Here is a 25,906-nt window from a genome sequence, read left to right on the forward strand (position 1 = left end):
CTTTCTTTATCGGATAAAATAACCTGTTCTCCTAGTCCCATATCATCAAACGACCATATTACGCACACAAAGACCATATTTTTACAAGATGACCACTGCCTTAGTAGAAGCTCTGTATCTCAAACTCTTTGAAATACAATGCTTCCCTGCATTTTCTATATCGTCATGTTGATATTATAACTTTACTATCCAGCACACTCTCTGAGAGTGACTGTATCTATCAAAAAAGAAGCCAGCAGTTTATTCACGCACTGCTGACTTCCTATAATACTACTCATTTTATTTACTTCGCTGCGTCTCAGACAATTTTTTTATTTTTAAACATAACCTCTGTTTTCCCACCATCCCTTTACATACCACCTGATTCCAACATATACCAGTTGCACGAATAATAAGAGAAATAGCAGATTGATTGGCAATACTTCCTTTATCCAATCCCCAAAGTAGATAGCTATTGCCATACTTACAAGTATCACCATTATGGTAATCATATCCCAACAGTATTTCTTATATAGCCCTGCAATCTTTATTTCGATGAATGCCAAAAGTATTCCCACACCCACCAGACATCCACCGCAAATCAATATTCTTATCAGCCAGTTTATAATTCCGGCAACGACAGGATTGGATATTCCATCACTAATCTGTGCCACGTTCTTTCCTGCCAGTACAACCCAGCCAGCAATGGTCTGTGTGAAAGTTGCGATTGTATCAAAGAATACCACGCAATCAGAAATAAATATTTTTGACCGTATCATCTGAAAAAGAGTAGTTGATACGGAATACCATATCAGCAGAAACATCAATGCTTCATACATGGCTGTTTTTGTTTTATATCTGCCTGCCAGTTTTTCCCTCTGCATATCATACTTTTCCTTGGCTTTCAGATAAGCTGTCTGTTTACAATTCCCGCACTTTTGATAGAGTACCGGCTTTTCAACCGGTATCTCTACTTTTTTCTGATGGGAGAGTGCATAATCCCGTTCCTGTTCTGCCTGTCTCTGCTTATCTCGACATTCCTCTATCATGGCTTGGACGGTGTGTGTTTTCTCTTTCTCGCTCTGCAACAATTCTTTTGTTTTCCTCAAGTCGTTCTTTAAGGCTTGAATGTTCTCTGTTTTGTTCTCGCTGTTTAACTTCTCGTTCAAGGTCAGCGATTCGTCGAGCTGCACTTTCAGTTCCCTGATAGTACGGTCTTTCTGGTCGAGTTCTTCCTGCATCTGCTCTGTCAGCAGAAGCAACTCTTCCAGTTGATCGTCGCTCTTTGAGTTTCTTAATTCGTTCATCAATCAACCTTCCTTTCTCTAATTGCTGTTCAAGTTCAGTAATTCGCTGTTCTGTTTCTGCAATAGCCGGTTCTCGCTGTTTAATTTCTGTGCCAATTCCTGCCATTGCTGATTTTCGTCTGTGAGTTTCTGTATCTGGTCTGTCTTTTCTTCCAGAAGCATCAACAGTTCTTCTGTATCCGGTAAGATTTGTAGCAGCTCTGACAATTCTTTCTCTAATTGCTGCAATCGTTCTTCCTGCTCCTGAAAGCACATCAGCTTCTCGTCCTTTTCCTGTATCTCCTGAAGCATCTCTGCCATGATATTCTGCTGTTCCTCTATCTGTGTAATCATTGCTTCCATCATGGGAATTACTTCTTTGCTTTCTTCTAATGTCATTCAACCACTCCCTCCACATCGACAATGCACCGGATACCTTACCAAAGGTTGCAATTACCTTTTGCAGCAGTGCATTTTGTTTTTTTATCATCTGGTTTTCCTCGACCTTCCATGAACCTTTCCTTATCTGCCCGGTGAGATATTTTTCCTCAATCTTCCTTGCATCTGCACCCTCATGAATCGTAGGGACTTTCAATTTGCCCTGTCTTTCATAAGAGCGGTGGTCAATCAGATTGTCTATGGATAAATGCCGGTTACACATCTTTGCCCATTCGCTTCGCCATAACTCACAATTCTTTGGATTGTTCCAGCCTGTAGCGTCAGTCAGAACCCTTTTCCATTGTTTTCTGTTTCTTGCCCCGACTTTCTGTACTCCGTTTTCATCAAGTACCGGAATACGGATTCCATGACGGTCTGGATTTTTCTTATCCTGCCACCAGTCCGGGTGGGATTCATCAACCACGATATTTCCGTCAGTATCTCTGACAAAATCCCAGTCCTTGACTTCCTTGTTGCCCCATGAGTGGTCTGGATTGAATGGTCGCATGGTTACAAGTAAATGCACATGTGGGTTCCCGTCGCCCTTATCGTGTATGCTCCAGTCGGCACACATTCCCTCGTCCACGAAAGTCTTTTGAATATATTCGGTTGTATAATCAATCTGTTCCTGTCTGCTCCATTCTTTCGGCAGGGAAAATTCAAATGAGCGTCCAAGCTGTGCATCTGCATTTTTTTCTATCTTCAATACCTCATTCCATAGACGCTGTTTCTGAAATGTGATTTTAAACTTTTCCAGTGCGGCATCTTTATCATCCGCTCTTTTATAACGGATAGACTGTTGAAACCTTTTTATATTTTCTTCCGGTACATGCAGCCATTCAGGAGGTGCATTTTCGCACATCATCAGACTGGTGTAGACGACTTCCTTTTTGGAAGTATAGTAACTGATTCTGCCTGTTTCCTCATTCTTCATCACATCTCCATTAAGATATGCCGATGCGGATATGACAGATTTTCCTTTACTGCGCCCGACAATCTTTACTGTAAAGTGAAATATCGCCATGATACGATTCCCCCTTTCTGCCGTATCCGGCATTGATTTCCGACAGCATCTTCTTCTGGTTTGGCAGAAGTGAAGCTGTCGGAACGCCCTCTGCGCAAGAGTGCCCCCTGCGGCATGAGCAGGTCTGGCTGAAAGCCCCGCCGACGGAACGAGCCCGGCAAGCGTAAGCGCAGACCGGTTGCCACTTGTGGCAAACTTATAAGGACGACCTCTGGTTGTCCATAAGTGCGCCCTTCATTCAAAAGCAATGAAGGGAATGGAAAACCCACTCCATCTGCCATCACACTTCCTCCATGTCTGTAAATGGTTCTTTTTGCATCGCCTTTGAGAAAAACTTTCCGTTTGTTTCCTGCCTTTTTAAGAAGCCTATCAGCTTTGGTAAATCTTCCTCTTCAATCGGACAGCCAAGAACCGATTCCACCGCACCGCCAATCTGACAGAGCCTGTGGGTTCGTTTTTTACTTTCCTCGGCTTTCTTTCTCTTTTCCAGTTCCTTTCGCTGTGCAATGAGCTTTTTGGTAGCTTCGATGCTTTCCTGTTCCTTTTTCTCTAATGCACGTATTCTTTCTTCATAAGTCTTTGTTGATTTCGCCATATCGTCTTCATCCTTTCTTTTTCCGATAAACAACAGTTCCCGGTTGCATATCAGGAGAAGCACATGGTATAATCCTCTTGCGTGTAGGTATATCATGGCTTCGGTCTGATAGAACCTTTGGCGGTTTCTTAGGAAGCCGCCTTTTTAAGTTGCCACATTTCTTGTGACAGCTTTTACATTTCCTTTATCCCTCAGATCTCGCCCCTCGTTGGCTTCCATGAACTTTTCCAGAATGTCAGTTTTAATAAGGACTTTTCTTCCGACTTTTAATACCGGAAGCTTCTTCCATTCAACCAGCTTTCTCAAAGTGTTTCTGCCAATTCCTGTATAGTCGGCTGCTTCCTCGATGGATAATGCAATCTTTCTTTCCGTCATCTTGTCACCTCCTTATAAATTGCATTATGCAATTTTTGTTGTGCTGTTAGTATAGCGGTTTTATATTGTGTTGTCAAGCGTTATGAAATTTTAAAAATAATTATTATATTGCATATTGCAATTACGTGAGGTACATGCTATAATTCATACATACCGAAAAAGGAGGCAATCAGCATGAAAGATAAAGAACTACGCAAGCTGATAGGCAGCAGGGCAAAACAGCGTCGTCTGGAATTAAATCTGACACAGCCTTATGTTGCAGAGAAGATGGGAGTTACCGCTTCCACAATCCTGCGTTATGAGAATGGTTCGATTGACAATACCAAAAAGATGGTGCTGGAAGGTCTTTCGGAAGCACTTCATGTATCTATTGAATGGCTCAGAGGGGAAACCGATGAATACGAAACCGATATTACGGATAAGAAAGAATTACAGATTCGTGATGCAATGGGCGATATTCTCAAACAGTTACCTCTCGACCTTAGTAAAAAGGAAGATGCTTTTTCCAAAGATTTACTGCTGTTGATGTTAAAGCAATATAACCTGTTTCTGGAATCATTCCAGTTTGCCTGCAAGAATTACAAGGGCAACACGAATGAAGCTGATATTGCAAAAGTAATGGGGTTTGAATCGAATGATGAATATAACGAGATTATGTTTCTCCGGGAGATCACCCACACTGTTAATGCCTTTAACGACATGGCAGATATCGTAAGGCTTTATTCCAAGAAACCGGAAATGGCAGAACAAAGGCTTGAAAATCTTTTATCAGAAGTTTTGTATGAGGATTCCGATTCGGTATAGAACGACAACCGGAGTTATGATATACTTACACGCAAGAAGCATTTCATCAGTTCCGATTGTCTGATATCGAAAGGAGACACACGATTATGGCAAAAGGATCTGTAAGAAAAAAAGGAAAGAAATGGTACTACCGCTTCTATGTAGAAGATGCAAGCGGCAATCTGGTTCAGAAAGAATACGCTGGAACAGAAAGTAAAAGTGAAACGGAAAAACTGCTCCGTCAGGCAATGGATGATTACGAAAGCAAGAAATTTGTCGCAAAGACAGATAATCTTACTGTAGGAGAACTTCTTGATATGTGGGCGGAAGAAGAACTGAAAGTCGGAACACTCAGCAATGGTACAGTGGAAAATTATCTTGGTGCAATCCGTTGTATCAAGAAACATCCGATTGCAGAACGCAAATTAAAAACCGTTACTGCTGAACATTTACAGGCATTTCTCGATCTGCTTACATTCGGTGGGGAATTTCCAGATGGAAAAGTGAGAAAAGGATACAGTAAAGATTACATCCATTCCTTTTCAGCAGTATTACAACAGGCTTTCCGGTTTGCAGTATTTCCAAAACAGTTGATTACTTTTAATCCTATGCAGTATATTAAGCTGAAAAAACAGGCAGAGGATGTGGATTTATTCTCAGATGATGAGGTAGAAGAAGGCATACAGCCTATTTCCCATGAAGATTATGAGAGACTGATAGAATACCTCAAAGTAAAGAATCCACCTGCAATCCTGCCAATCCAGATCGCATACTATGCGGGACTTCGTATCGGTGAAGTTTGCGGATTGACATGGCAGGACATCAATCTTGAAGAACAATGCCTGACCATTAAAAGAAGTATCCGCTATGATGGCACAAAACATAAAAACATCATCGGACCGACCAAGCGAAAGAAAGTAAGGATTGTTGATTTTGGCGATACTCTGACTGAAATACTGAAAACCGCCAGAAAAAAACAGCTTAAAAGCCGGATGCAGTATGGTGAACTTTACCACCGCAATTTCTACAAGGAAGCACAGGACAAAAACAGAGTGTATTATGAATATTATCATCTGGACGGAACCGAAGAAATCCCGGTAGATTACAAGGAAATCTCCTTTGTCTGCCTGAGACCGGACGGATGTCTGGAACTGCCAAGCACACTCAGCATTGCCTGCCGATCAGTTGCAAAAAGGCTGGACGGATTTGAGAATTTCCATTTCCACCAGTTGCGACACACCTACACAAGCAACCTCCTCTCAAACGGAGCTGCCCCAAAAGATGTGCAGGAACTGTTAGGGCACTCTGATGTCAGTACCACAATGAATGTCTACGCCCACTCTACAAGAAAGGCAAAGCGGAACTCCGCCAGACTTCTTGATAAAGTGGCAGGCAACGACTAAATAAAAAATTCCCTTATTTCCCTTGCTGATTCCGCATAAGGTCAAAAATAAGGGAAAATACATATCATTTCACTATTTAAGGGGCTGGAAAGCCCGTAAAATAAGGAAAGTTCAAGAAATCTCTCCACAAATCCCGATTTATCAAACACTTTTTATTTCTGCTGAATCATCTTAAAATACTTCAATGCCTCCACAATTGCGCTCTCTTTATCTTCTGGACACTGTGGCTGCCTGCTATCTTCATTTTTAGGTAAATTAGGACTTGGAACAATTTCCAAGTCTGTCGCGGCAGTCGTCGAATTGCCCTGCAAGCAGTCCATTCTCCTCGTTGCAACGCACAAATTCTTTCCAACTTCAATTCCGCATTTTCTCTTTACCTGTGAGATATACAGATTGGAAACCTTCATGCCGGCATTATGTTCCGCCACATACTTCTTTATCTCATCATATGTTGCCTTAGTCTCTGCAGATGTTATATCCACATTATCATTTTGCTATGTGTAGTTACACCCAAAATTGAATAAAATACGAAACCGTCTGTTGTAAAAATCGAACATTTTACAGCAGTTTTTTGTACCCAAATTTAGAAAGGACGTGACACAATGGCAAACCGATTACAGTTATCTGCGAAATTATAATACAGAGCTTGGACAAATCAGCTCAAGTCTGAATCAGATTACAAAACGGATAAACAGTACCGGAAACATCTATCAGGACGATATGAATGAAGTAAAGGAGTTGATGAATGAAGTATGGCATACACAAAAATCCATGCTATCAAAGCAACCGTTGATAAAGCAATAGATTACATATAAGAAGTGGCAATGTGAAGCCATTGCTCAACTTATTATTATTTGATAACAACCGAGCAGCTTACTGACAGAAAGCTGAACACTACCGACGGAATTATTACCATCATTATACCTTAACCAAGCCCTCCACTTTACTCTTTTTATACATATTTTGCAGGCACTATAGCATATAATTGCTGTAGTGCCTGCGATATTACATAAGCAACGTTTTATTATTTTTATTATTTATATAATCAAATCCTCTCCCGTTTCATGAGCTGCATTTCCAAGCACTTCCTCTCCAAATACGTTATCATTCATTAATTTTACTATACACACAAATCTTCATCATCATTTATAACTTTTTTTAATTCATTTCTCAAGGATATTAATTTCGACGGTGTCATATCCCCTCTGAATACAGATTTCTGGTAGTGTGATAAATATTTTTTGCATATTTTAAATACTTTTTGCACACGCTTTTCTCCTACATCATAAAACAAAAATGCATAGTTGTAATTTTTTTCTCTTTTCACTATAACCCTTCTTTCAACGAAAATGGAATAAATTCTCTTTCTTCCAAAATACTTTTTATAAGCTTATAGCAATCAAGTTTAATTGCTGTTCTATAACTGACCCTTCTTTTTAACGACGGATGTAAAAAAACATTTTCAAGCCTTTCCTCAAATGCCTGAATAAATATTTTTCTTCCCTCTTCGTTCAAAATACAATAATTCACGTTTTTCTCAAAATGTTTTTCAACTTGCAATTTACGATTATTAACCAAATCAAATATTGTCCTGAACACTATAACAGGTTTAAACGCTTCACTTATATCAAGACTCAGCGAAAATCTTCCCTCAGACGGTTCATGTAAAAAACTTATTCTTTGGTCAAGATGCGTCTGATATATTGCCGATATTGTTTTGGTATATAATAAAGTATTACCAAATGATATAAGTGCATTAATAGGATTATCCGGCGGTCTCTTAACTCTTTTATTCATTACAAAATGTTCCGGGAGAAAATATTTAAAATCGGCATAAAATTTCATCCATACTTCGCCCTCATAAGACATTAATTCTTTTACGTCTTTTGCATTGTCAACAGATGGAATAAAATTCTTCTTAATCCAGTCGATTGTTTCTTTTACCTCTTTTTTATCATGTTTATAATAATGGTACAATATTTCATATATATTTAATCCTATTCCTTTTACAATAGGTCTTGCTATACTCATCCTGTCTTCATTATATTTATTTACCTGCTTGACAAGCAGTTTTCCGCTAAGATAATGGTCTCTCGGATAATATGTACCACTATATCCGCCATAATAATTATAAAAATGTATTATAATATTATTTTGTGATAAAAAATCCAATAATTTTGTATTTATGCTCACTTCATTAAAGCAAAATATTTCTTTGGTATTTTCCACCGGAATATATACATTCTTACCGTCTTTTCTAAAACATAACGAGTTATCTTTTCTCGTAAGTTCCCCCATCGACATAATATACCTTGTACTCCCCATATAAACCTCCGTTTCATAGATGTATTTTTCAGTAAATAATTGGCATTATATTTTATTAAATATAACAATATTCATAATATGCACACTTTTTACAAGTTGACTTGTTGATACATTCAGGAATCCTATCTTGATTTAATAATTGTTCTATTTCATCAATATATTTGTCCAGTTCCTTCTCTACTTCATCCGTAAGTTCTATTATTATAATCTTTTTGTCTTTTTTATTTTTTTCAACAAATTCCAACTTGCCTTTTCTTATAACACCTTTAGTTTTCAATACTTTTAAATAATATAACAACTGCCATTTTGCGGCTTCTGCGTCGGCATCTGACTTTTTAACTTCTGTAAGATACTCTTTTGTAAGCTTATCCAATCTGATATTATCTATGGCTATTTCCGTATTGTTTTTATTTTCTGCCCTTTCTTCATGTATAGCTTTTCCAATTTTCACCTGTTCGCTATTATCTTCCATATTAAGCCTGTTACCATGTAAATAACATTGCCTTTTACAGTGGAAATAATAATTAATTATTGTTCCGTTAATATTCATATCATCCCTCCGTTCACACTTTAATATTTAATTTAATGATTTTATTTTTAATGCCTGTTTATGTTGCTGTGACATTAACAAAATAAATTAAATTATAGTACATCTTATGTTGCTGTTTAAACTGTTGTGGTAGTTGCATGCCCACTCTCAACATCGTTTCAAAACATTTTATGTTATTGTTTAATACATTTGCTGTTCAAAGTTTGCCGCAACTGTCACATTTCAAAATATCCAATATTATTGTTTAACAAACTTGTCAAATGGTTTTACCGACAAACTTGATAAATTTCAAAACATCCTATGTTACTGTTTAACGTAAAAGGCGGACTGTCTCCGTTTGAACAGGCAAATTTCAAAACATCCTATGTTACTGTTTAACAAATGCTGGATTCTTATTTTATCTGACTACCATTATTTCAAAACATCCTATGTTACTGTTTAACCTCGCGGCGTAAATGTCATATTAGACATTACAAGATTTCAAAACATCCTATGTTACTGTTTAAGAAATGGAAAACTTTCGGTTTTCCGATAGAGGGTATATTTCAAAACATCCTATGTTACTGTTTAACTCATTCTTAAATATAGGAGTGACCTTGTAATATACAATTTCAAAACATCCTATGTTACTGTTTAACGTCTTGTTATCCTCACCGAAAATGTCGTCTTTATACATTTCAAAACATCCTATGTTACTGTTTAACCCTGTTGCTGTATTGTCAAGCTTTCCGCTTATATCCATTTCAAAACATCCTATGTTACTGTTTAACTTCCGCCCACAACTTACTAGCCGTATCGTACAACATTTCAAAACATCCTATGTTACTGTTTAACTGGAAGAGCCGCACTTGAGATATATCAAATATGAAATATTTCAAAACATCCTATGTTACTGTTTAACATCACAGCTTGAATCTTTATCTCCTGCGTCTTCCAAATTTCAAAACATCCTATGTTACTGTTTAACGAATTCCGTACAAGGTCATCAAAAGGTGGTCTTGGATTTCAAAACATCCTATGTTACTGTTTAACTTTTGCGGATGGGTTCAGAACCGTCGACACTGATATTTCAAAACATCCTATGTTACTGTTTAACACAGAATTTAGCAACAGCATTGTTGCGAATATCGGATTTCAAAACATCCTATGTTACTGTTTAACTCATGCTTTCTTTTAACGACATCTGACTGTTCATCATTTCAAAACATCCTATGTTACTGTTTAACTCCTACGTTTCCAAGCCCGACCTCACCGGCGGAATAATTTCAAAACATCCTATGTTACTGTTTAACTATGAACAGGAGACAGAAGAAAAAACATGAAAGACATTTCAAAACATCCTATGTTACTGTTTAACGCAATAAAACTTAAAGAAAAAGAAATAAATTATACATTTCAAAACATCCTATGTTACTGTTTAACGCATGAGGATGACGGTATAATATATATTTGAATCCTATTTCAAAACATCCTATGTTACTGTTTAACATCAACCTCGATATTTCCACAATCATGGAAATATAATTTCAAAACATCCTATGTTACTGTTTAACGTATTCGCCTATTATTTCTTTGTTTTTTCGTCCTTATTTCAAAACATCCTATGTTACTGTTTAACTAAGTTACAAAAGGTAGTAATTACCTAGTATCATGATTTCAAAACATCCTATGTTACTGTTTAACCCGTTTTAGGCATCACTACCACAGTAATAGACCCTATTTCAAAACATCCTATGTTACTGTTTAACAGAAAAAACGAGCTTGTGATAACAGATTGGTACGTATTTCAAAACATCCTATGTTACTGTTTAACTATTAATATGTTTGCAAGCAGAAATAGCATCAACATTTCAAAACATCCTATGTTACTGTTTAACTAGCCAGGAAACTTTCTCTTTACGAAATTAAATAATTTCAAAACATCCTATGTTACTGTTTAACTTTCTCATTGTTTCTTACCTCCGTTTTGCTTTCCTTATTTCAAAACATCCTATGTTACTGTTTAACCAACGTATTTAAGCCGTTTTCACAACTTAAATCTTTATATACGCCCATATTACACTATCTTATTCAAAATTACCAGCCAGCCAATCATCTTTTCAAGTGCGTCTTTATATAAACTTTAATCTTAGAATTTTACTATGTTTACTCGATATTCCCAGTAGTAAGCGGTTGGTAATTTTTACGGCATTTATAAAAATAATTCTTCATTATCCTCAATCAGGTCTAAATCAATCATTCCATACTCATCAAGATAATCCTGTCCGTTATCAATATAATATATATCACCTATCTGTTCATAATCGCCGCATTTAACCCATTGTAAATTTGGCCGGACCTGATACATAAAAGTATTCATTTTGCTTCTGACATCCTGCAATTTTACTTTTTTCTCGGGATACCTGTTATTAGCAAGCTGTGTATCCTCAAGCAATGACCTGTATTCTTCCCAAAGCTCCGCTGCCGTATAATCAAGTCCGGGCTTTTCTATATTAAGATACAAATACATCTTTACAGAATTGTCATCAATCAATTTCATGTGTTCTGATACATTTTTCATATCAAGATGTCCTGCGTTCTTTTTAAAAAAATCGTTCAGGTTATTTTCACCATATTTCCCGTACACATATGATAAATCTTCAAAAACCGACTTATAAAAACTGTCAAATTCTTTACTTTCAAGCATTAATCGAATATTATCATCTTCAAGTGTTCTTCCTGTATTTAGACGGGCGTCGTTTATATATATTTTTCCTGCATCATCATAATTGAAAAAATATACTATACAATTTTCTTTTTTACACGATCTGTTAATTCTCCCCATAAACTGCTCTTCACTGTCAAGCCTCGATATATCCTTATAACCTATATCCATATCTATATCAACCCCTGCTTCTATAACCTGTGTTGCCACAAGAATCACAGACTCTAATTCCTTAATTTCATTTATAATATCTTTTCTTTCCTGAATATTACTGTTGCCTGTCATTAATCTTACAGTAACCCCTTCTTCTGTGTCATTTTTTATTAACCTATAAAATTCCTGTGCCGTTTTCTTTTTAATAAATTCAACAATTATACGTTTATGCTGATTTTTTAACACATGAACCTTTAACTCTTCTAATGTTATCTTTTTGTTTCCTTGTTTCAACAATGAATAATCTGGTATAACTCTGTTTTTAAAAATAGGATTAGCAAAATATTTTTCCCTATTTTTTATGAGCCTCACACTTGCTTCATTATTATTTATAAGATTATCCAAATTTGGAAGCGTAGCAGACATAATTATTATTTTAACATTAAACAAATCTGCATACGCACTCAAAAATGTTATAATCTCTCCCCACAAAGAATTTTTATATGTATGAATCTCGTCCAGCACTATCACCGAATTACATATTTGATGAAATCCGAATAAATCTTCTTTTCTGTCACCGAATAACATATTAAAAAGAGTTACATGTGTCGATAAAACTATCGGATAATTAAAAAACTGTCTGTCCAAAAGTATTCTCTGATAATCCTTATCAATTAATTTTTCTTCATTGAAATTATCCGATTTATTTTTATACGGAGTAATTGAATTAACAACAGCTACTTGTGACATTATTCTGTTGTTATTCTCAAATAATTTTTCAATACAAGCTATATTCTGCTCAACCAATGTATTATATGGATATATGTAAAATATTTTATTTATATCCGCACACTGTTTCACAAGATTAAAACTAAGATTCATTGATGTATTGCTCTTACCGCTTCCCGTCGGTGCTTCCAGATAAAAAATATTCTTATCTATATTATCCGACAATTCATTTTCGGCATCCAGATACATTTCAGTTCTTAAATTATTAATATTTTTTGTCTTTTTTAATTGTTCTGATGACATCGGATATATATTATATTTATAATTTTCTATACTTTTTTGAACTTTTCCGTTCGTGTATTCTTTATAAATACAATCTATACTTTCAATTCCTCCAAATTCCGTTATCTTAACACCATTCATAAACTCTGATGTTGCATAATAATCACTTGCTACCAGTAATGAATACAGAAATCTTGTCCAGCCATACAGATACACGCTCTTTTTATTTTCATCTTTGGAAATTCTTTTATACATTTTACTTTTATCCGAAGAACTGTATTGTTTTGTCAGTTTAACAACATCATTCATTTTAAAATTTTCATTATATAATTTATTTTTCTCAATGTTTTTATCAACATTTTCTGACCTAATCCCTTGTTTCCATAACTTATACCATTCATATGCCCGGTATCCGATATTATCGGAATAATCCGGTTTAAAACTAATCATATAATTCTGAAAATCAATTACATTTCCGTGATGTCGCGATATAATAAATGAATATATGTAAGCAAAATCTTTTAATACCAACATTTCTTCTTTGCTGATATTTTCCTTGTCTTCCTCTGATGCAATTTTTTCTATAAAATAATCAAGATAAAATATTGATGAAATAATAGAATGATTACTCTTTATATTTCCGTATTCATCTGCCTCAATTTTAAAGTAAAGTTTATTACGCATCTTATCTTTCTGAAACCGCGGATTTATCTTTCCCATATCGTGCAGCGTAGGAATATTAACACTCATATATTCAAATAATTCCAGTGCTTTTTCGCTAAAATTCAGTAAATATTCATTTTCAAATATTTTTATTATTTTATCAAACTTCTTGTCCTCGGCAAGCATAATAAAATATTTCTGACAAAGTTTCGTATGCTCTGTTAATGTTTCTGTTCTTGATATTTCTTCCGATGTTTCTTGTATTATATGTGCATAATATTTGTCTGAATAATTTATAAATTCATCAACAGACAACATTATTTTTCCCCAATTCATCCCCTGCTCCTTATTTTATATTTGAAAATTTATTTTATTTTAAAAAAATTGTAATATGTCATTTTCACATTTATACAATTCACCGTTTTTAACAATAACAGGTACATTTGTATAGCAAAAATCATCATACTCATAAAGATTAGTATACGCATTAAGTGCGACCGGAAGTTTTTCACAATATCTGACTATTCCCGTATCGTCATCTTCATCTAATTCCGCCATTTCACCCGTATTTTTTAAAAACAGACTTGAGATCACGATTTCCTTATCTGTTATATTTCTTAAAGCTAATCTTTTTACATCTTTAATATCTGCCGGATGATCATTTTTTCCAAGATACGGAAAATATACACAATTTCTGCTTTGAAGAAGCTCCGCTATGTGCTCTGACTCATTGCAGTCAAGCAATATATATATATCCCACACAGGCTTTTCAAGCCATTGTTCTTTTACAATAAGATTACCATCTTTATTTGCATAACCCACGGAATTATTAAATGTATGAATTTTTTTTTGAATATATCCGTTTTCATTCTTAGGTACTACAGCTATCTTAATTTGTTTTAATTTTTCATAAAATTCCGGATAATCTTCACTAAGTATTTTGCTTTTTTTCACAGTCTCATACTTTGAGCCATATCCTTTATATCCAGCTATTGCCCCCAACATTCCAAGCAATGCAACCTTATGTATATGTCCGTAAGTAAAATAACAATACTCATTAACATCGGGTTTTTTAAAAAAAGCATTCTGTCCAGCAAGTGTAAATTTTAAAGTTTCCATATATTACACCTCTTTTTGCGTAACTATATTATACCTTTTCTCGTTATTGATTCCTGAAATCAATTCAGTTGTATATGGATTGTAATATATCTCAACGTCTTTTATCCTATCTGCAACTTCATTAAGAATCTCTGACAACTTACTTATATTAATTATATTAAGTTCTTCACCTTTTTCAAATGTTATATACTCTGTAAAATTAGGAAGATACAACTTTGCATCGGTCTCAACAAAAATTGCAAATTCATTTTCACACCCTTCTTTTGAATTAGTTGCAAATGCTGTTGCCGATACAATCGCTGTTCGCTTAAAATTCTCATAATCTTCTTGTGTATACTCGGAATTTTTTATTCCAAGTTCCTGCATTTCTTTATATGCAAGCGGATTAATTACAAACGGATAAAAATAATGTGCCTCATCACAAACTATCTTAGTTCCCAATGTGGTATTTCTTGCCTCTTCACTCTTACCGTTATCCCCCTCTTTTTTCTTTCCATCTCTGAACGGTGATAATATATTCTGCTCTTCTATGCTTGTATCACTATATTTGTTAAATCCCTGTCCAAACTGAACAGCTCCCGTAATTGAAAAATTATTCTTCGCTTCCGCAAATGTCGCACCGAAATTTTTAACATCAACCGCTGACATCAAATTGCCAAGCACCTCTTTTGAATCCTTGCAATCCTTTAAATCATCAACTTCAAATAATTCTTCATAGCGTTCTTTTAACGTCTTAGGAATCAATGCCCCATCAGAAAATCTCATGCTCTTAATGTACAAGACTTTCTTTCCTTCATCATTCCACATCTTTTTCATCGGATATTTTAATGCCTTATCGCTTCCGTATATATCTCCGTTTTCAACTGTCTTTGGATTTCCCGAAAAATCTGCATTCCAATTTGCCATTATTGACGAAATTCCCAATACACCATAAACTCTTTTATCCATAATCAATTTTCCTCCTTGTCAGATTCATATACCAGATTATCGCTTATATATCCGGCAATAACCATTGTCGTGTCTATCTTTTTGTCATATTCATAATTTGAAACCAATGTATACAATTTATTGCTTCTCTTGTCACTGACTTTATAGTTATAATTATATTTTTTAAAATAATGCTCAAGCTTCTTTGCCAACTGTTTACTGTCAGTACAACTCAAAAAAGGATTTGCAAGCGAATGTGCCTTGTCTTTTATCTTGCTAAGTGATACAAAATATCTTATAAGTTGTCCCACCGCATATAAATATTCATCATCGCTTTCACATACCTGATAATCGTTACTGTTGATTTTTGTTTTAATACTTGAACGAATCTCACTATATTTATTCTTCATATCTTCTCCTCCAAAATATTCTTCAAAAGAAGCCAGCATATTAAACTGTAATACTGCTTTCCCCATATACCCCGCATTTATTGAGTTTTTAATTATATCAATACCGACATTTTTTATAACATTTTGAGCACCGTTTTTCTGCCCCTTATAAATCCATGCAAATATTATATCTCTTGACATAATTATATTTCTTTTAATACACGGATTATCAACCATAATATCTTCCACATCATTAAAAAGATTTCTTTTTAAACATTTAAAAAATAATACGTCATCCAAAACCGTAAATATTTTATTTTTATCCGTATAAGTATCATAGTAATTTTCATATACATTATTACTTTGAGTTGAATTCTTGTTTGGCGTCCAGTTTAATATTTTCTTTAAAACAAAATTTTTCTGAAGATTATATCTGTAATCAACTATTGTGTCCTGATATTTAATCAATACAGATTTTCCCTTTTGAATCTGCAAAAAATATCCCGAAAAATCCCCCTTTTCAAATTCACCGTTCGGGTATGCCGTAATTTCCCTGCTTTCATTCTCAAAGAAAACATTCGTAAGCCCGGCATTTGCCTTGTTTGCCAAAAAATCAAAAAACTTTCTCTGCAATAATACCTGTTTTACATCTATCAGATTAGGCACAGGTAATTTTCTTGTTTTATGCTCAAGATACGGTTTCTTTGAATTAAGTCCCAAATTATCATTAGGCAGTCCGTACATATTATTATTAATTTCTATGTTATAATCATTTTTATTATAAATCTTAGTCATAACATATCTTTTTTCTTCTCTAATATATGTATCCCTGTCATCTTCAAAAAATATTTTAAGATACTTCTTTTTTTGTAAATTCAATTCCGTTTTATCAAGCTGAAATATATTCTCTTTTATCCATTTTCTGTTGCTTTCCAACTGTTGTGTATCAACATCACCTATCTGCTGATAAATAAAATCATACATAACACGGTCAGCATTTTTATACTTTTCTCTTGGATTAATAAGCACGTCAAAATACCTGTCTATTGCCTGAACATCTAATTTACCGTTATCGAAGCTTTCGTATTTCACCCAAAACGACATATAATTATTAGAATGTACTATCTTTTTAGAGTCCTGCGGTTTATCCATGCTTATAAGCCGGCTATGATAATCATAAAAACATATATCTCTATATAAGAAATCTGATTCGTTAATTCCTTCCAGCGTCTTTTTTTTCTTATCTTCTTTTATAGAACATGACATCAATGAGCCGTCTTTTTTTACAATTATATAATCACCTTCAGCAGGTCTGTATTCATCTAATATTATATCTCTTCCTGCCTTGGCTTCTTTTTCCATCTGTTCTTTAAATATTTCTATACATTCCTGTAACACTACATTCACCTCCCCAATTTTATTTAAGTGCATTTACGTTAATTACATTGGTACATAATTGCAAAATCCAAATCCTCTCGAATTGGAAGTTGCCAGTCCACTTCCCAATGCAAAATATGCCAACTCTTGTGCTGTACTGTTGTCAGCGATTTTAATACTAATCTTGTCGCCTAAAAGTTTAATCTTTCCTTTATACAGATTAGCTATCGGTTTCTTGTTAATAAATTTTATATGGGTATAAAGTTCAAAGTTCTCGTCCAGCTTCTGATTAGTAAACTCATTATATTTCTTTATGAGATTCTCTTTTAAAAGCCTTTCGTATCATCTAACGATATTTTGTTTTTCCAATACCCCTCATCGCTTTTCATTATTACCGGTGTCAAAGCGTATAATTCCGCTATCATTTTTTTATGAATTATTCTGTTTTCAACAGTAAGCCCTTTTAACTTATCGGTATAATGATTTCTTAATACTTTTGAAAAATATGATGCAAGTTCAGGATTAACTGTTCTGATAATAATTGTATATATATTATCCTTTTTATACACACCTTCTTTTTCCAGCGGATGCATTCCATTGTAAACGTATAATTTAAAACAATTACATTCGTGGAATCTGCCCCACTTCTCATCTTTAGCAAGAGCCGAATCAATAAATGCCGCCTCTGACGAAAGCATATCCTGATATGTTATATCTTTTAATACATATAACTTCAATCTCATTTCATATACATGTATTTTCATACTCTGCTGCCTCCTTTCTTTAATCATTCAAATAAATTTATTTTCAAACTTATTATATTTGTATAATACATCTCAGATAATTGGTTGCAGCATAAGGCTCATACCATTGGATATCCACCACAACATATTCCCAACCGTACTCCTTCAGATGCTCAGCCATAAATTCAGCGTTCCGTCGTACAATATCTTCTGTAACAGCCGCTCCATAACAATCCAAGCTGTTCCACCCCATAGGTGCTGTTTTATCTTCATCTGTTTTATACCCTCTCGATATCCTGTTAATTCTGTCCGTAATATGCATTTGCACCATGCTTACGGAAATAATGCTTATCCTGTAATTCCTGCGGGGCAGGTGCTACCTGCGGATGAATCAGCTCGGTTCGATATGCCATCTTGGCAACCTCTTCAAGAACCACCGCATTATGGACGGCCTCCTTTGCATCCTTGCCCCAGGAAAAAGGACCATGATTCTTGCACAACACTGCAGGAACTGCCATTACATCCTTCTTCATACGTTTAAATTCCGAAACAATCAGGTGTCCGGTATTTTCTTCGTAAGCAGAGTTAATCTCTTCCTTCGTCAGACATCTCACACAGGGGATTTCTCCGTAGAAATAATCCGCATGAGTCGTACCATAACAGGGAATACTTCTTCCGGTCTGTGCCCAGCTCGTTGCATAGGAAGAATGGGTATGTACAATTCCACCTATTTCCGGAAACGCCTTATACAGCTCCAGATGGGTCGGTGTATCGGAGGATGGCTTATACCTTCCTTCCACACGGTTTCCTTCAAGATCCATAACCACCATATCTTCCGGCTTCATAATTTCATAATCCACACCACTTGGCTTAATCACAAAATATCCGGTTTCACGGTCAATAGCACTCACATTACCCCAGGTAAATGTTACCAGACCATATTTCGGAAGAAGCATATTTGCTTCGTATACCTTCTGTTTTAATTCTTCTAACATGACATAACCTTCCTTCCAAATATTTATCTCTTACTTTAAGATGTTTATCTTATAGTTATTCTTAAATCTTTATCAACATTTACATGTTTTTAAAATATGTCTACAGTGCCTCAACAGCAGCCTTCTCAGCCGGGAGATTCTTCATATACTTCTCCATGAACTTCTCAAAGCCCTCGACATCCTCTGCCATAGGATCCATCTTAACACCTTTGTTTCCGGCAAAAATCTCCTCATTCAAGAACTCGCCAAGGCTCTGGCCGTCCTTCTTCTTAGCAAGGAATGCAGCCAGAACAGCAATACCCCAGGCACCGCCCTCACCGGCTGTTTCCATAACCGATACCGGTGCATTCATAGCTGCTGCCGCAATTCTCTGTCCGACACCTTTTGTTTTGAAATAGCCGCCATGTCCAAATAACTGGTCTACCTGGACACCCTCTTCCTTCAGCATCAGATCCATACCGGATTTTAAAGCTGCAAGTGCAGAATACAGATGCATTCTCATGGTATTCGCCAGTGTAAACTTACTCTCGGCATCACGTACAAACAACGGTGCACCGGCATCAAAACCGGTAACCGGCTCTCCGGAAAAGTAATTATAGGAAATCATTCCGCCACAGTCCGGATCACCCTTTAATGCAACACTGTAAAGCTTTGTAAACAGATCATTCATATCAAAGGTTAAACCATACATTTCACCGAATTCCCTGAACAGATTCACCCACGCATTGATATCTGAAGTACAATTATTACAGTGTACCATACCAACCAGTGCACCATCCGGCGTAGTTACAAGGTCGATCTGCGGATATACCTTGGAAAGCTCCTTTTCCAGAACTACCATGGCAAATATGGAGGTTCCTGCAGAGATATTACCGGTTCGTTTCGCAACGCTGTTCGTTGCGACCATACCGGTTCCTGCATCACCCTCCGGGGGACAGAGCGGAATGCCTGCCTGCAGATCCCCACTCGGATCAAGAAGGGAAGCTCCTTCTTCGGTCAGCACACCTGCTTCCTCTCCTGCTGCTAACACCCTCGGAAGAATATCACGGAGATTCCAACGATAATTCTGATCCGCAACCAGCTTATCAAACTTCTGAATCATCGCCTGATCATAATCCCCGGTGTGAATGTCAATCGGGAACATTCCCGATGCATCACCGACTCCAAGTACCTTTCTTCCGGTCAGTCTCCAATGAACATAGCCTGCCAGTGTTGTAAAGAAATCCACATAGGGAACATGCTCTTCCCCGTTCAGGATTGCCTGATAAAGATGTGCAATGCTCCATCTCTGCGGAATGTTATAGTTAAATTCTGCAGTAAGCTTTGAAGCTGCTTCCTCTGTAATCGTATTTCTCCAGGTACGGAACGGAACCAGAATGGTATCATTCTCATCAAACGCCAGATAACCATGCATCATCGCAGAGAATCCGATGGCATCTAAGTGCTTTAAGGTAACACCGTACTCCTTCTTCACATTCTCCTTAAGATCCTTGTAACAATCCTGTAAGCCATCCCAGATATCGTTCAGAGAATAGGTCCAGACACCATCTTCATAACGGTTTTCCCAGCTGTGTCCACCGGATGCCAATACATTTCCTGACTTATCCACCAGAACGGCTTTAATTCTGGTAGACCCAAACTCAATACCTAAGTAACCCTTTCCCTCAATAATTAATTGTGCTGCGTCCATTGTAATACCTCCTTGTAATTTTGACACAAATGCCTGCTTCGCAGTCGCTTGTTTTTCTTAGTGCTTACTTATAGAATACCTCGCCAAGCATCATGTCACGTTTAAAGTCACGGAAGCTGCTTCAAGGCACCAAGATCTCCGAAATGAGTCACGATGGCCTGATAGTTCTTTTCCTCTAAGAAACGTTCAAAGCCGATTTCAATCTGTGCCTGCACCGCTACATGCTTACGGAATTCCTTCTCATCTCTGCCTTCCAGTAAAATCTCATACCTATCATAATACTCTTCTACCAGAGTATTTACATCTGCTTAAGACACCGCATCTACAGACTGGGCAATCTCATCAACCGGATAAACATCCACTTCCCAACCGAACTTAATCTGTGCTTCTACCTTATTACCTTCGGTAACAGCAACGTTACGCATATTGTCTGCAACACGCATCACACGGATATGGCTGCTTTCTACAATGCCCACTGCGGTACGCATCCAGGATGCAATCTTTTCTGCTATCGACCATTCCCTTGGAAAGCAAGACAACCGTCTCGACATGGCTCGGTTGTTCAACGAAAAACATACTCAACCCCTATTGTACAAGGAAATGTTGGAACGCACTTTTTTCCTTAAAATCTAGGGTTTCGAGCCTATGATAACCTTGAATTGCCCTATAATTTGTATAGGCAAATTAGCAGCTAATTATATTTCTTCGATATATTCTCTGAAAATATCCAGTATGAAATCTGCACTTGCCGGGGTGTAGTTGGGCGATTGTGCCATAACTGCATAATCAAAGTTTCCGTCAAATTTCACATCCTCAATCGTTGGAATTATTAACAGTTCCACTTCTGGATCTTTTATTGCACCCTCGAGATATTTTTTCTTATATGCGTCAGACGAATCATAATCAGGCATTTCCATCGTTTTATTATACTTTAACTGTATATAATTTTTTACAGGTTTATCCCAAATGTACTCTTCATGAAAATCCTTTAACGTGTCAAGTACATAATCGTTCTTGTCACTATGAGGATTTGCACAATATGTAATAGATGAAACCATTCTATATGCAACTGCCCAAAGCAAATAGTCACCAATACTAATTCTTTTTATTTTATTGCAAAATTCATACTCGCTTATTTTTCTTCTTGAATCAATCGGAAGTGTAAGAAACTCACTTTGCAAAAAACTCCATGATGCATCTCCCAAGCCTAAATCAGCATGAGAATCAACATGAACAACATCAAAGGAATCTGAAAGCTTTTTGCAATTAATAAGTTCTTCCCAAAAGAATAGTGATTCATTATGCCCACTTACAATTCTTCCCGGTATTTTGTGTGTTTTTGACAATCCTAAATTTTGCTCTAAGAATTGTCGAATTTCTTCTGCAGACCATACTGAATTTCCATAATCCTCTTCAGCAAGTCTTTCCTTACAAGAAAATGGTGTGTTAGCTATTTCTGTCATGAAATAATCCATATCCAAATCCAACACTCTCATGTCAGCACCTCCAAGTTTCAGTATTCAATCACCTTTTAGTTCACGATTAGCTTTTTTTAGGAAACTTAAGATCGAATTTTCCGCCAAGAACCCCAGCACTAATTCCAGCTACAGTCATCAAAGCAAAGCTGATACCTCCGACAAGTTTCCAGTTGAACTCTCTCTTTTCAGAGTCCTTTTTATTTACCTTGTCTTCGATTTCTTTTTCTTGCTGACGAATCTCTGTATCTTTTTCATTCGCCATTTTTACAAGTTCAGCCTCTCTGTTTAATATCTCAATCATCATCTCAGGAGGAAGGTTGGGATTATCGAGAAGTTTACTGCAATCAGCTTGCACTTGTTTTACAAAAGCATAAAACTGTTTTCTACTATCTGCAGCCTGATCCATTTCTTTGTTTGCTACACCGTAATACTCCTTAATACTTGCATCATCACTACTTACAATTGTATCAAGCATCCCCTTGTATTCAGTTAATGAAGATTTCATTAATCCAACAAATTCAGGAAACTGTGCAAGCACTTCTTTAGCCACTTCAGGACGAAGTTCGCCTATCTTTGATGCAAAACTAATCACATCACCTTTTGATATATTCTTAAAATCAGTTCTCTGCATCATAGCAAGAACATCCTTTTCCATTGGTGTATATTCCATGTTTCTACCTCCTAGTGAGCTGTCTGTATTCCCTTATTTGTATCCAACTCCAAACCAACCTGCCAAAATCCCATATCAATCATCTTCATCTGTGGATACGGCATACCTTCAACTTCCATTTTCTCTCTAACTGGTTCAAATCGAGCAGAATTTTTTTCGTAAAAATCGACAAGCTGCATAATAGATTTCAAGTTGTAATTACCGGTTGCGACCTTCTGATTTTTAATGCCCGCTATAAAATATCTATCGTATGCAGGAACGCAACCAAGAGTTCCCATAAGTATTTTAGTGATTAGTGTAAAGGACAATTGATTTTTTAATTCTTGCTCTTTTACTTCTCGTCTGATTTTATCGTAATACTGCCCTAAAAACGAATTTATATCTAGAAGTAATTGTTGATTGCTTTTTTCTCTAAAGCTAACACACTCAATTCCAGCCAGCACATCATACTTCTCACTTAACAGTTCTTCCACTACTGGAATATGTACTTTATAATCCTTTTGCAATAAAAAGGATGAACCACGATACATTCCCCAACTAGCCAAATAAAAGGCCAATTGCAAACTCAAATAATCATAATCAATCTCTTGGCTCCCTCGTGCTTTTATGAAATGTGAATAGCAGTGTTCCCAAGAACGATATCGACCATTCTCATCAACCTTCAAATCATTATAAAATTCTGTTGATGATTTAATAATCAAATCCACAGTATCCATGCTACTCACCGCCTATTCGTTACTTGTTTTTATCTGTTCTCCATCCGGGAAGATAAATGACTGCTCAAAGGTAACCTCCATCACATCAGCTATCAGCTTTAACTCCTCAAGAGTCACAGTATCTCGTTTCAGTTTCTTACCAAAGTTCTGTGGAGTCTGACCTATCCGTCTGGCAAGTTCTGAAACGCTTATATTCTTTTTATTACATAGTTCTTTAATCATATCAGATGTTTTCATCTTAATCCTCCATGTCTAAAATGCACCTCAACTTGTTATATTATAAACCAAATGGTTGATATTTTCAATCCTGACACAGTTACACTTTGTAAATTTTCTATGAACGAAAAAAACACCCTGCATCGCTGCAAGGTGTCCGTATCTTGTTATTTCTACGATTATCTCTTTAGCTCAAGCGTCATTCCAGACTTAAATTCAAAGATAAGCTTGTTATCAAAGACTGTAATCTTCTCAATGAGTCTTCTTACCATCTGTTCATCGTATTCAGTCACTCGGCTTGACTGTGTCTGCAGGAACTGTCGCATCTCTTCGATTCGCTTTTTTAACATTTCCTGCTCGGCATCCTTGGTTACAACTGCTGCCTTCTTTTCCCTTAAAGCATCAATCTCATTTGCAATAACATCGTACTCAGCATTCTTGTTCACGCACATTACAAGCTTTTCCTGAAGTTCTGCCATCCTTTGGTCAATGTACTCAAGTGTTGCAGTAGAGTCCCCGTTTAGCACTTCCTCGATATTATGCTGCAACTGAATCAGGAACTGTTCTCGTCCGCTAAGAGTCTTATTAATAGCTCTTGCGGTACTTATCCAGACCGTCATCAGCCATTGGGATTAAAATAGTCTGTTCAAAATCAGCTTTGTTCAAGCGACGGTTGTTGATAGTGATTTTCGTGGTCGCACCGCTGTCAAGGGAATTAAGAAGCTCCGAGTATTCAAGGAACATTGCTTCCTTATCCTCACGGCTTGCCACGGCATAGTTTATATCCTCAAATTTAAAGGTCTTTGCGTACTTGTTCCTGCCGACAAGGAATATGCCGTCATCCCAGATTGTCTTAATCGGGATAACATTCTGTACCGACTTCGGCACAACAAACTTTTCCCTGTCCTGCTTGAACAGATTTTTAAGAGTTCTCAGCATTGTTTACCTCCTTGCTGCGTTTCGCTTTTTTCTTTTTCGTTTTCTTTGGTTTCGGTGTCCTGCCTTTCTGCTTTTTCCGTACTGTCGGCAACCCTTTTTCATGGGCTTCAATGGTCGGCTTCATCGTTTCGTAATAGAGATTATCTGGCAGGAACATCATTTCGGCATCAGAAATTCCGATTTAATCCACGCCCAGACAAATTGCTCTGCGGTCATACCGTTGTATTTGATAAATCCCATTGCCGCAAAGGGGAACGCACCTAAGATACAAAACCCAACTGAGGGTTTCCGTACCAAACCGTGGACGGAGAAGAAAATACAAACCCACCGCCACGCCGCAGGCAAGGACAGAAAAAATGAACTGTCTGAGGGACAGTCCAAAAAACATACTCTCCGTATAATTACGGATTCCCTTATTTATCTTGACTTCCAATCATAGCACCTCCCTTACAAGCCCATCATTTCTCTTACAACACGGTCTGCCATTTTGACCGCACCGACAAGGACGAGCATATTGAACACAAGCTCCCCGATATAGCTCCATACCATTGTAACCGCCGCCGCATCGGGATTGACCACAGGCGGAGAAGAAGCAAATAGGAAAAAGATAATGCAGGCAAGCACGATAACCGCACCTTCAAGGCATACAGCGGCATAGCTCTTAATGAAGCTCTTGCCGACGCTTTGGCTCGGCTCTCCAGCAAAAGTGGAAAGGGGTACGGGTGCTATGGCAGTATAGATATACAGCTTGAAAAACCTGCCATATACCGACATAATCATTATGAATGACAGCACCGTAATAAACAGTCCGCCTATCAGCGTGACCGCCCATAGCGGGATACTCTCAAAAAATCCGCAGTCTTCAACGGCTGTCACGATTTCCTGCGGCAACACCGTCTGCTGTGCCGAGCCAAATCCTGCGGCATTCATAATCGTGGAAATCATACCCTGCACAATCTTAAACAGTGCCATCATCAGTTCTAATCCGTAGGTCACTGCACCTTTGGCAATGGCAAAGCGGATAAACAGCTTCAAAGCCTGCTCTGGTCGCTTGACTTCTGCAAAATTTCCGCAGGTACGCATCACACCCACAACAAAGAACAGCACGAGCATGGCAAGTCCGATAGCCTGCACCGCACCGTGAATATCCACGATGACATTCCATATCGTGCCGCCCTTAAAGTTCTCTGGGGATTGGGTAATGAGCTGCCATATCTCGGCTAATTTCTCATTCCAAGTGTTTAAGGCGTTCTCCAAATTTTGTACGACCCAGTTATCTGACACTGTTCACGACCTCCTTTCATTGAATAATTTGTTTTCTGCATCTTTGACCTCCTTTCAGTTTTATTTATCAAAAC

The 25,906-nt window shown here is 36.8% G+C and carries 23 protein-coding genes, 7 pseudogenes and 1 CRISPR repeat array; of the genes and pseudogenes, 3 read left to right on the forward strand and 27 right to left on the reverse strand.

All coding sequences use genetic code 11. The annotated features are described in order from the left end of the window. Nucleotides 1-317: 317 nt before the first annotated feature. The 5 genes from WMO38_RS11960 to WMO38_RS11980 all read right to left on the reverse strand — a co-directional run bounded on the left by WMO38_RS11960 (nt 318) and on the right by WMO38_RS11980 (nt 3,697). A complete protein-coding gene (locus WMO38_RS11960) occupies nt 318-1,028 on the reverse strand; it encodes a DUF6040 family protein (RefSeq protein WP_349162867.1) in 711 nt (236 codons plus the stop codon). Beyond that, nucleotides 1,006-2,727: a MobA/MobL family protein gene (locus WMO38_RS11965; protein ID WP_117874908.1), complete on the reverse strand. Its 1,722-nt coding sequence runs from the start codon at nt 2,725-2,727 to the stop codon at nt 1,006-1,008. Before WMO38_RS11965 ends, WMO38_RS11960 begins: the two co-directional genes overlap by 23 nt. Continuing rightward, nucleotides 2,703-3,008, reverse strand: coding sequence for a hypothetical protein (locus tag WMO38_RS11970; RefSeq protein WP_349162868.1), 306 nt, complete (start codon nt 3,006-3,008; stop codon nt 2,703-2,705). Before WMO38_RS11970 ends, WMO38_RS11965 begins: the two co-directional genes overlap by 25 nt. Beyond that, nucleotides 3,008-3,322 (reverse strand): relaxasome subunit MobC, encoded by a 315-nt coding sequence (locus WMO38_RS11975; protein WP_015559870.1) that lies wholly within the window; start codon nt 3,320-3,322, stop codon nt 3,008-3,010. The genes WMO38_RS11970 and WMO38_RS11975 overlap by 1 nt, the downstream gene beginning before the upstream one ends. 144 nt (nt 3,323-3,466) lie before the next feature. Beyond that, nucleotides 3,467-3,697 carry a helix-turn-helix domain-containing protein gene (locus WMO38_RS11980; protein WP_003505382.1) on the reverse strand — a complete coding sequence of 77 codons (231 nt, stop codon included), beginning with the start codon at nt 3,695-3,697 and terminating at the stop codon, nt 3,467-3,469. Nucleotides 3,698-3,871: 174 nt separating this feature from the next. Between WMO38_RS11980 and WMO38_RS11985 the strand changes: the two genes are divergently transcribed. Beyond that, nucleotides 3,872-4,501: a helix-turn-helix domain-containing protein gene (locus WMO38_RS11985; protein WP_003505395.1), complete on the forward strand. Its 630-nt coding sequence runs from the start codon at nt 3,872-3,874 to the stop codon at nt 4,499-4,501. A gap of 86 nt (nt 4,502-4,587) precedes the next feature. Beyond that, nucleotides 4,588-5,883, forward strand: a complete 1,296-nt coding sequence (locus WMO38_RS11990; protein WP_014080634.1) for a tyrosine-type recombinase/integrase — start codon at nt 4,588-4,590, stop codon at nt 5,881-5,883. A gap of 152 nt (nt 5,884-6,035) precedes the next feature. Here WMO38_RS11990 and WMO38_RS11995 read toward each other — a convergent pair. Next, a pseudogene (locus tag WMO38_RS11995) lies at nt 6,036-6,371 on the reverse strand (hypothetical protein); the annotation flags it as partial. 115 nt (nt 6,372-6,486) lie between these two features. Here WMO38_RS11995 and mobC point away from each other — a divergent pair. Beyond that, a pseudogene (mobC, locus tag WMO38_RS12000) lies at nt 6,487-6,687 on the forward strand (plasmid mobilization relaxosome protein MobC); the annotation flags it as partial. A 233-nt stretch (nt 6,688-6,920) separates the two neighbouring features. Here the strand turns inward: mobC and cas2 are convergent. The 21 genes and pseudogenes from cas2 to WMO38_RS12105 all read right to left on the reverse strand — a co-directional run bounded on the left by cas2 (nt 6,921) and on the right by WMO38_RS12105 (nt 25,832). Next, nucleotides 6,921-7,210: pseudogene (gene cas2 / locus WMO38_RS12005) on the reverse strand (CRISPR-associated endonuclease Cas2). Further along, nucleotides 7,210-8,208, reverse strand: a complete 999-nt coding sequence (cas1b, locus tag WMO38_RS12010; RefSeq protein WP_349162870.1) for a type I-B CRISPR-associated endonuclease Cas1b — start codon at nt 8,206-8,208, stop codon at nt 7,210-7,212. Before cas1b ends, cas2 begins: the two are co-directional and overlap by 1 nt. Before the next feature lie 55 nt (nt 8,209-8,263). Beyond that, nucleotides 8,264-8,758, reverse strand: coding sequence for a CRISPR-associated protein Cas4 (locus WMO38_RS12015; RefSeq protein WP_349162871.1), 495 nt, complete (start codon nt 8,756-8,758; stop codon nt 8,264-8,266). 155 nt (nt 8,759-8,913) lie between these two features. Next, nucleotides 8,914-10,765: a CRISPR direct-repeat array (repeat unit 30 nt; unit sequence ATTTCAAAACATCCTATGTTACTGTTTAAC). Between the two features lie 184 nt (nt 10,766-10,949). Then, nucleotides 10,950-13,625 (reverse strand): CRISPR-associated helicase Cas3', encoded by a 2,676-nt coding sequence (gene cas3, locus WMO38_RS12020; protein ID WP_349162872.1) that lies wholly within the window; start codon nt 13,623-13,625, stop codon nt 10,950-10,952. A gap of 39 nt (nt 13,626-13,664) precedes the next feature. Then, nucleotides 13,665-14,408 (reverse strand): type I-B CRISPR-associated protein Cas5b, encoded by a 744-nt coding sequence (gene cas5b / locus WMO38_RS12025; protein WP_349162873.1) that lies wholly within the window; start codon nt 14,406-14,408, stop codon nt 13,665-13,667. Between the two features lie 3 nt (nt 14,409-14,411). Then, nucleotides 14,412-15,356: a type I CRISPR-associated protein Cas7 gene (locus WMO38_RS12030; RefSeq protein WP_349162874.1), complete on the reverse strand. Its 945-nt coding sequence runs from the start codon at nt 15,354-15,356 to the stop codon at nt 14,412-14,414. A 2-nt stretch (nt 15,357-15,358) separates the two neighbouring features. After that, entirely contained in the window at nt 15,359-17,122 is a 1,764-nt protein-coding gene (locus WMO38_RS12035; RefSeq protein ID WP_349162875.1) for a CRISPR-associated protein, read from the reverse strand. A gap of 42 nt (nt 17,123-17,164) precedes the next feature. Further along, the gene (locus tag WMO38_RS12040; RefSeq protein ID WP_349162898.1) at nt 17,165-17,416 is read right to left on the reverse strand and encodes a CRISPR-associated endoribonuclease Cas6; all 252 of its coding nucleotides are present in this window, start codon (nt 17,414-17,416) and stop codon (nt 17,165-17,167) included. An 11-nt stretch (nt 17,417-17,427) separates the two neighbouring features. Then, nucleotides 17,428-17,865, reverse strand: a complete 438-nt coding sequence (locus tag WMO38_RS12045) for a hypothetical protein (protein ID WP_349162876.1) — start codon at nt 17,863-17,865, stop codon at nt 17,428-17,430. A 100-nt stretch (nt 17,866-17,965) separates the two neighbouring features. Beyond that, nucleotides 17,966-18,097: pseudogene (locus WMO38_RS12050) on the reverse strand (alpha-galactosidase); the annotation flags it as partial. Between the two features lie 46 nt (nt 18,098-18,143). After that, a complete protein-coding gene (locus tag WMO38_RS12055) occupies nt 18,144-18,839 on the reverse strand; it encodes an L-ribulose-5-phosphate 4-epimerase (protein ID WP_349162877.1) in 696 nt (231 codons plus the stop codon). 100 nt (nt 18,840-18,939) lie between these two features. After that, nucleotides 18,940-20,529, reverse strand: a complete 1,590-nt coding sequence (locus WMO38_RS12060; RefSeq protein WP_022431225.1) for a xylulokinase — start codon at nt 20,527-20,529, stop codon at nt 18,940-18,942. Between the two features lie 110 nt (nt 20,530-20,639). Continuing rightward, a pseudogene (locus tag WMO38_RS12065) lies at nt 20,640-21,038 on the reverse strand (L-arabinose isomerase family protein); the annotation flags it as partial. A 186-nt stretch (nt 21,039-21,224) separates the two neighbouring features. Then, nucleotides 21,225-22,025 carry a peptide arginase family protein gene (locus WMO38_RS12070; protein WP_349162878.1) on the reverse strand — a complete coding sequence of 267 codons (801 nt, stop codon included), beginning with the start codon at nt 22,023-22,025 and terminating at the stop codon, nt 21,225-21,227. Nucleotides 22,026-22,071: 46 nt separating this feature from the next. After that, nucleotides 22,072-22,677 (reverse strand): hypothetical protein, encoded by a 606-nt coding sequence (locus WMO38_RS12075; protein ID WP_349162879.1) that lies wholly within the window; start codon nt 22,675-22,677, stop codon nt 22,072-22,074. A gap of 11 nt (nt 22,678-22,688) precedes the next feature. Beyond that, complete coding sequence (locus WMO38_RS12080) at nt 22,689-23,393, reverse strand: hypothetical protein (protein ID WP_349162880.1); 705 nt, start codon at nt 23,391-23,393, stop codon at nt 22,689-22,691. Nucleotides 23,394-23,405: 12 nt separating this feature from the next. Next, nucleotides 23,406-23,630, reverse strand: coding sequence for a helix-turn-helix domain-containing protein (locus tag WMO38_RS12085; RefSeq protein ID WP_055200294.1), 225 nt, complete (start codon nt 23,628-23,630; stop codon nt 23,406-23,408). A 158-nt stretch (nt 23,631-23,788) separates the two neighbouring features. Beyond that, nucleotides 23,789-24,229 (reverse strand): DNA recombinase, encoded by a 441-nt coding sequence (locus tag WMO38_RS12090; protein WP_349162881.1) that lies wholly within the window; start codon nt 24,227-24,229, stop codon nt 23,789-23,791. Continuing rightward, a pseudogene (locus WMO38_RS12095) lies at nt 24,198-24,548 on the reverse strand (VirB4-like conjugal transfer ATPase, CD1110 family); the annotation flags it as partial. The gene WMO38_RS12090 and the pseudogene WMO38_RS12095, both read right to left, overlap by 32 nt. Then, nucleotides 24,532-24,981 (reverse strand): annotated as a pseudogene (locus WMO38_RS15295) (PrgI family protein). The pseudogenes WMO38_RS15295 and WMO38_RS12095, both read right to left, overlap by 17 nt. Nucleotides 24,982-24,995: 14 nt before the next feature. Then, a complete protein-coding gene (locus WMO38_RS12105; protein ID WP_349162882.1) occupies nt 24,996-25,832 on the reverse strand; it encodes a VirB6/TrbL-like conjugal transfer protein, CD1112 family in 837 nt (278 codons plus the stop codon). Nucleotides 25,833-25,906 lie beyond the last annotated feature (74 nt).

Origin of the sequence: Lachnospira hominis (ex Hitch et al. 2025), from assembly GCF_040096395.1 — a bacterium.
Lineage (GTDB): Bacteria > Bacillota > Clostridia > Lachnospirales > Lachnospiraceae > Lachnospira > Lachnospira hominis.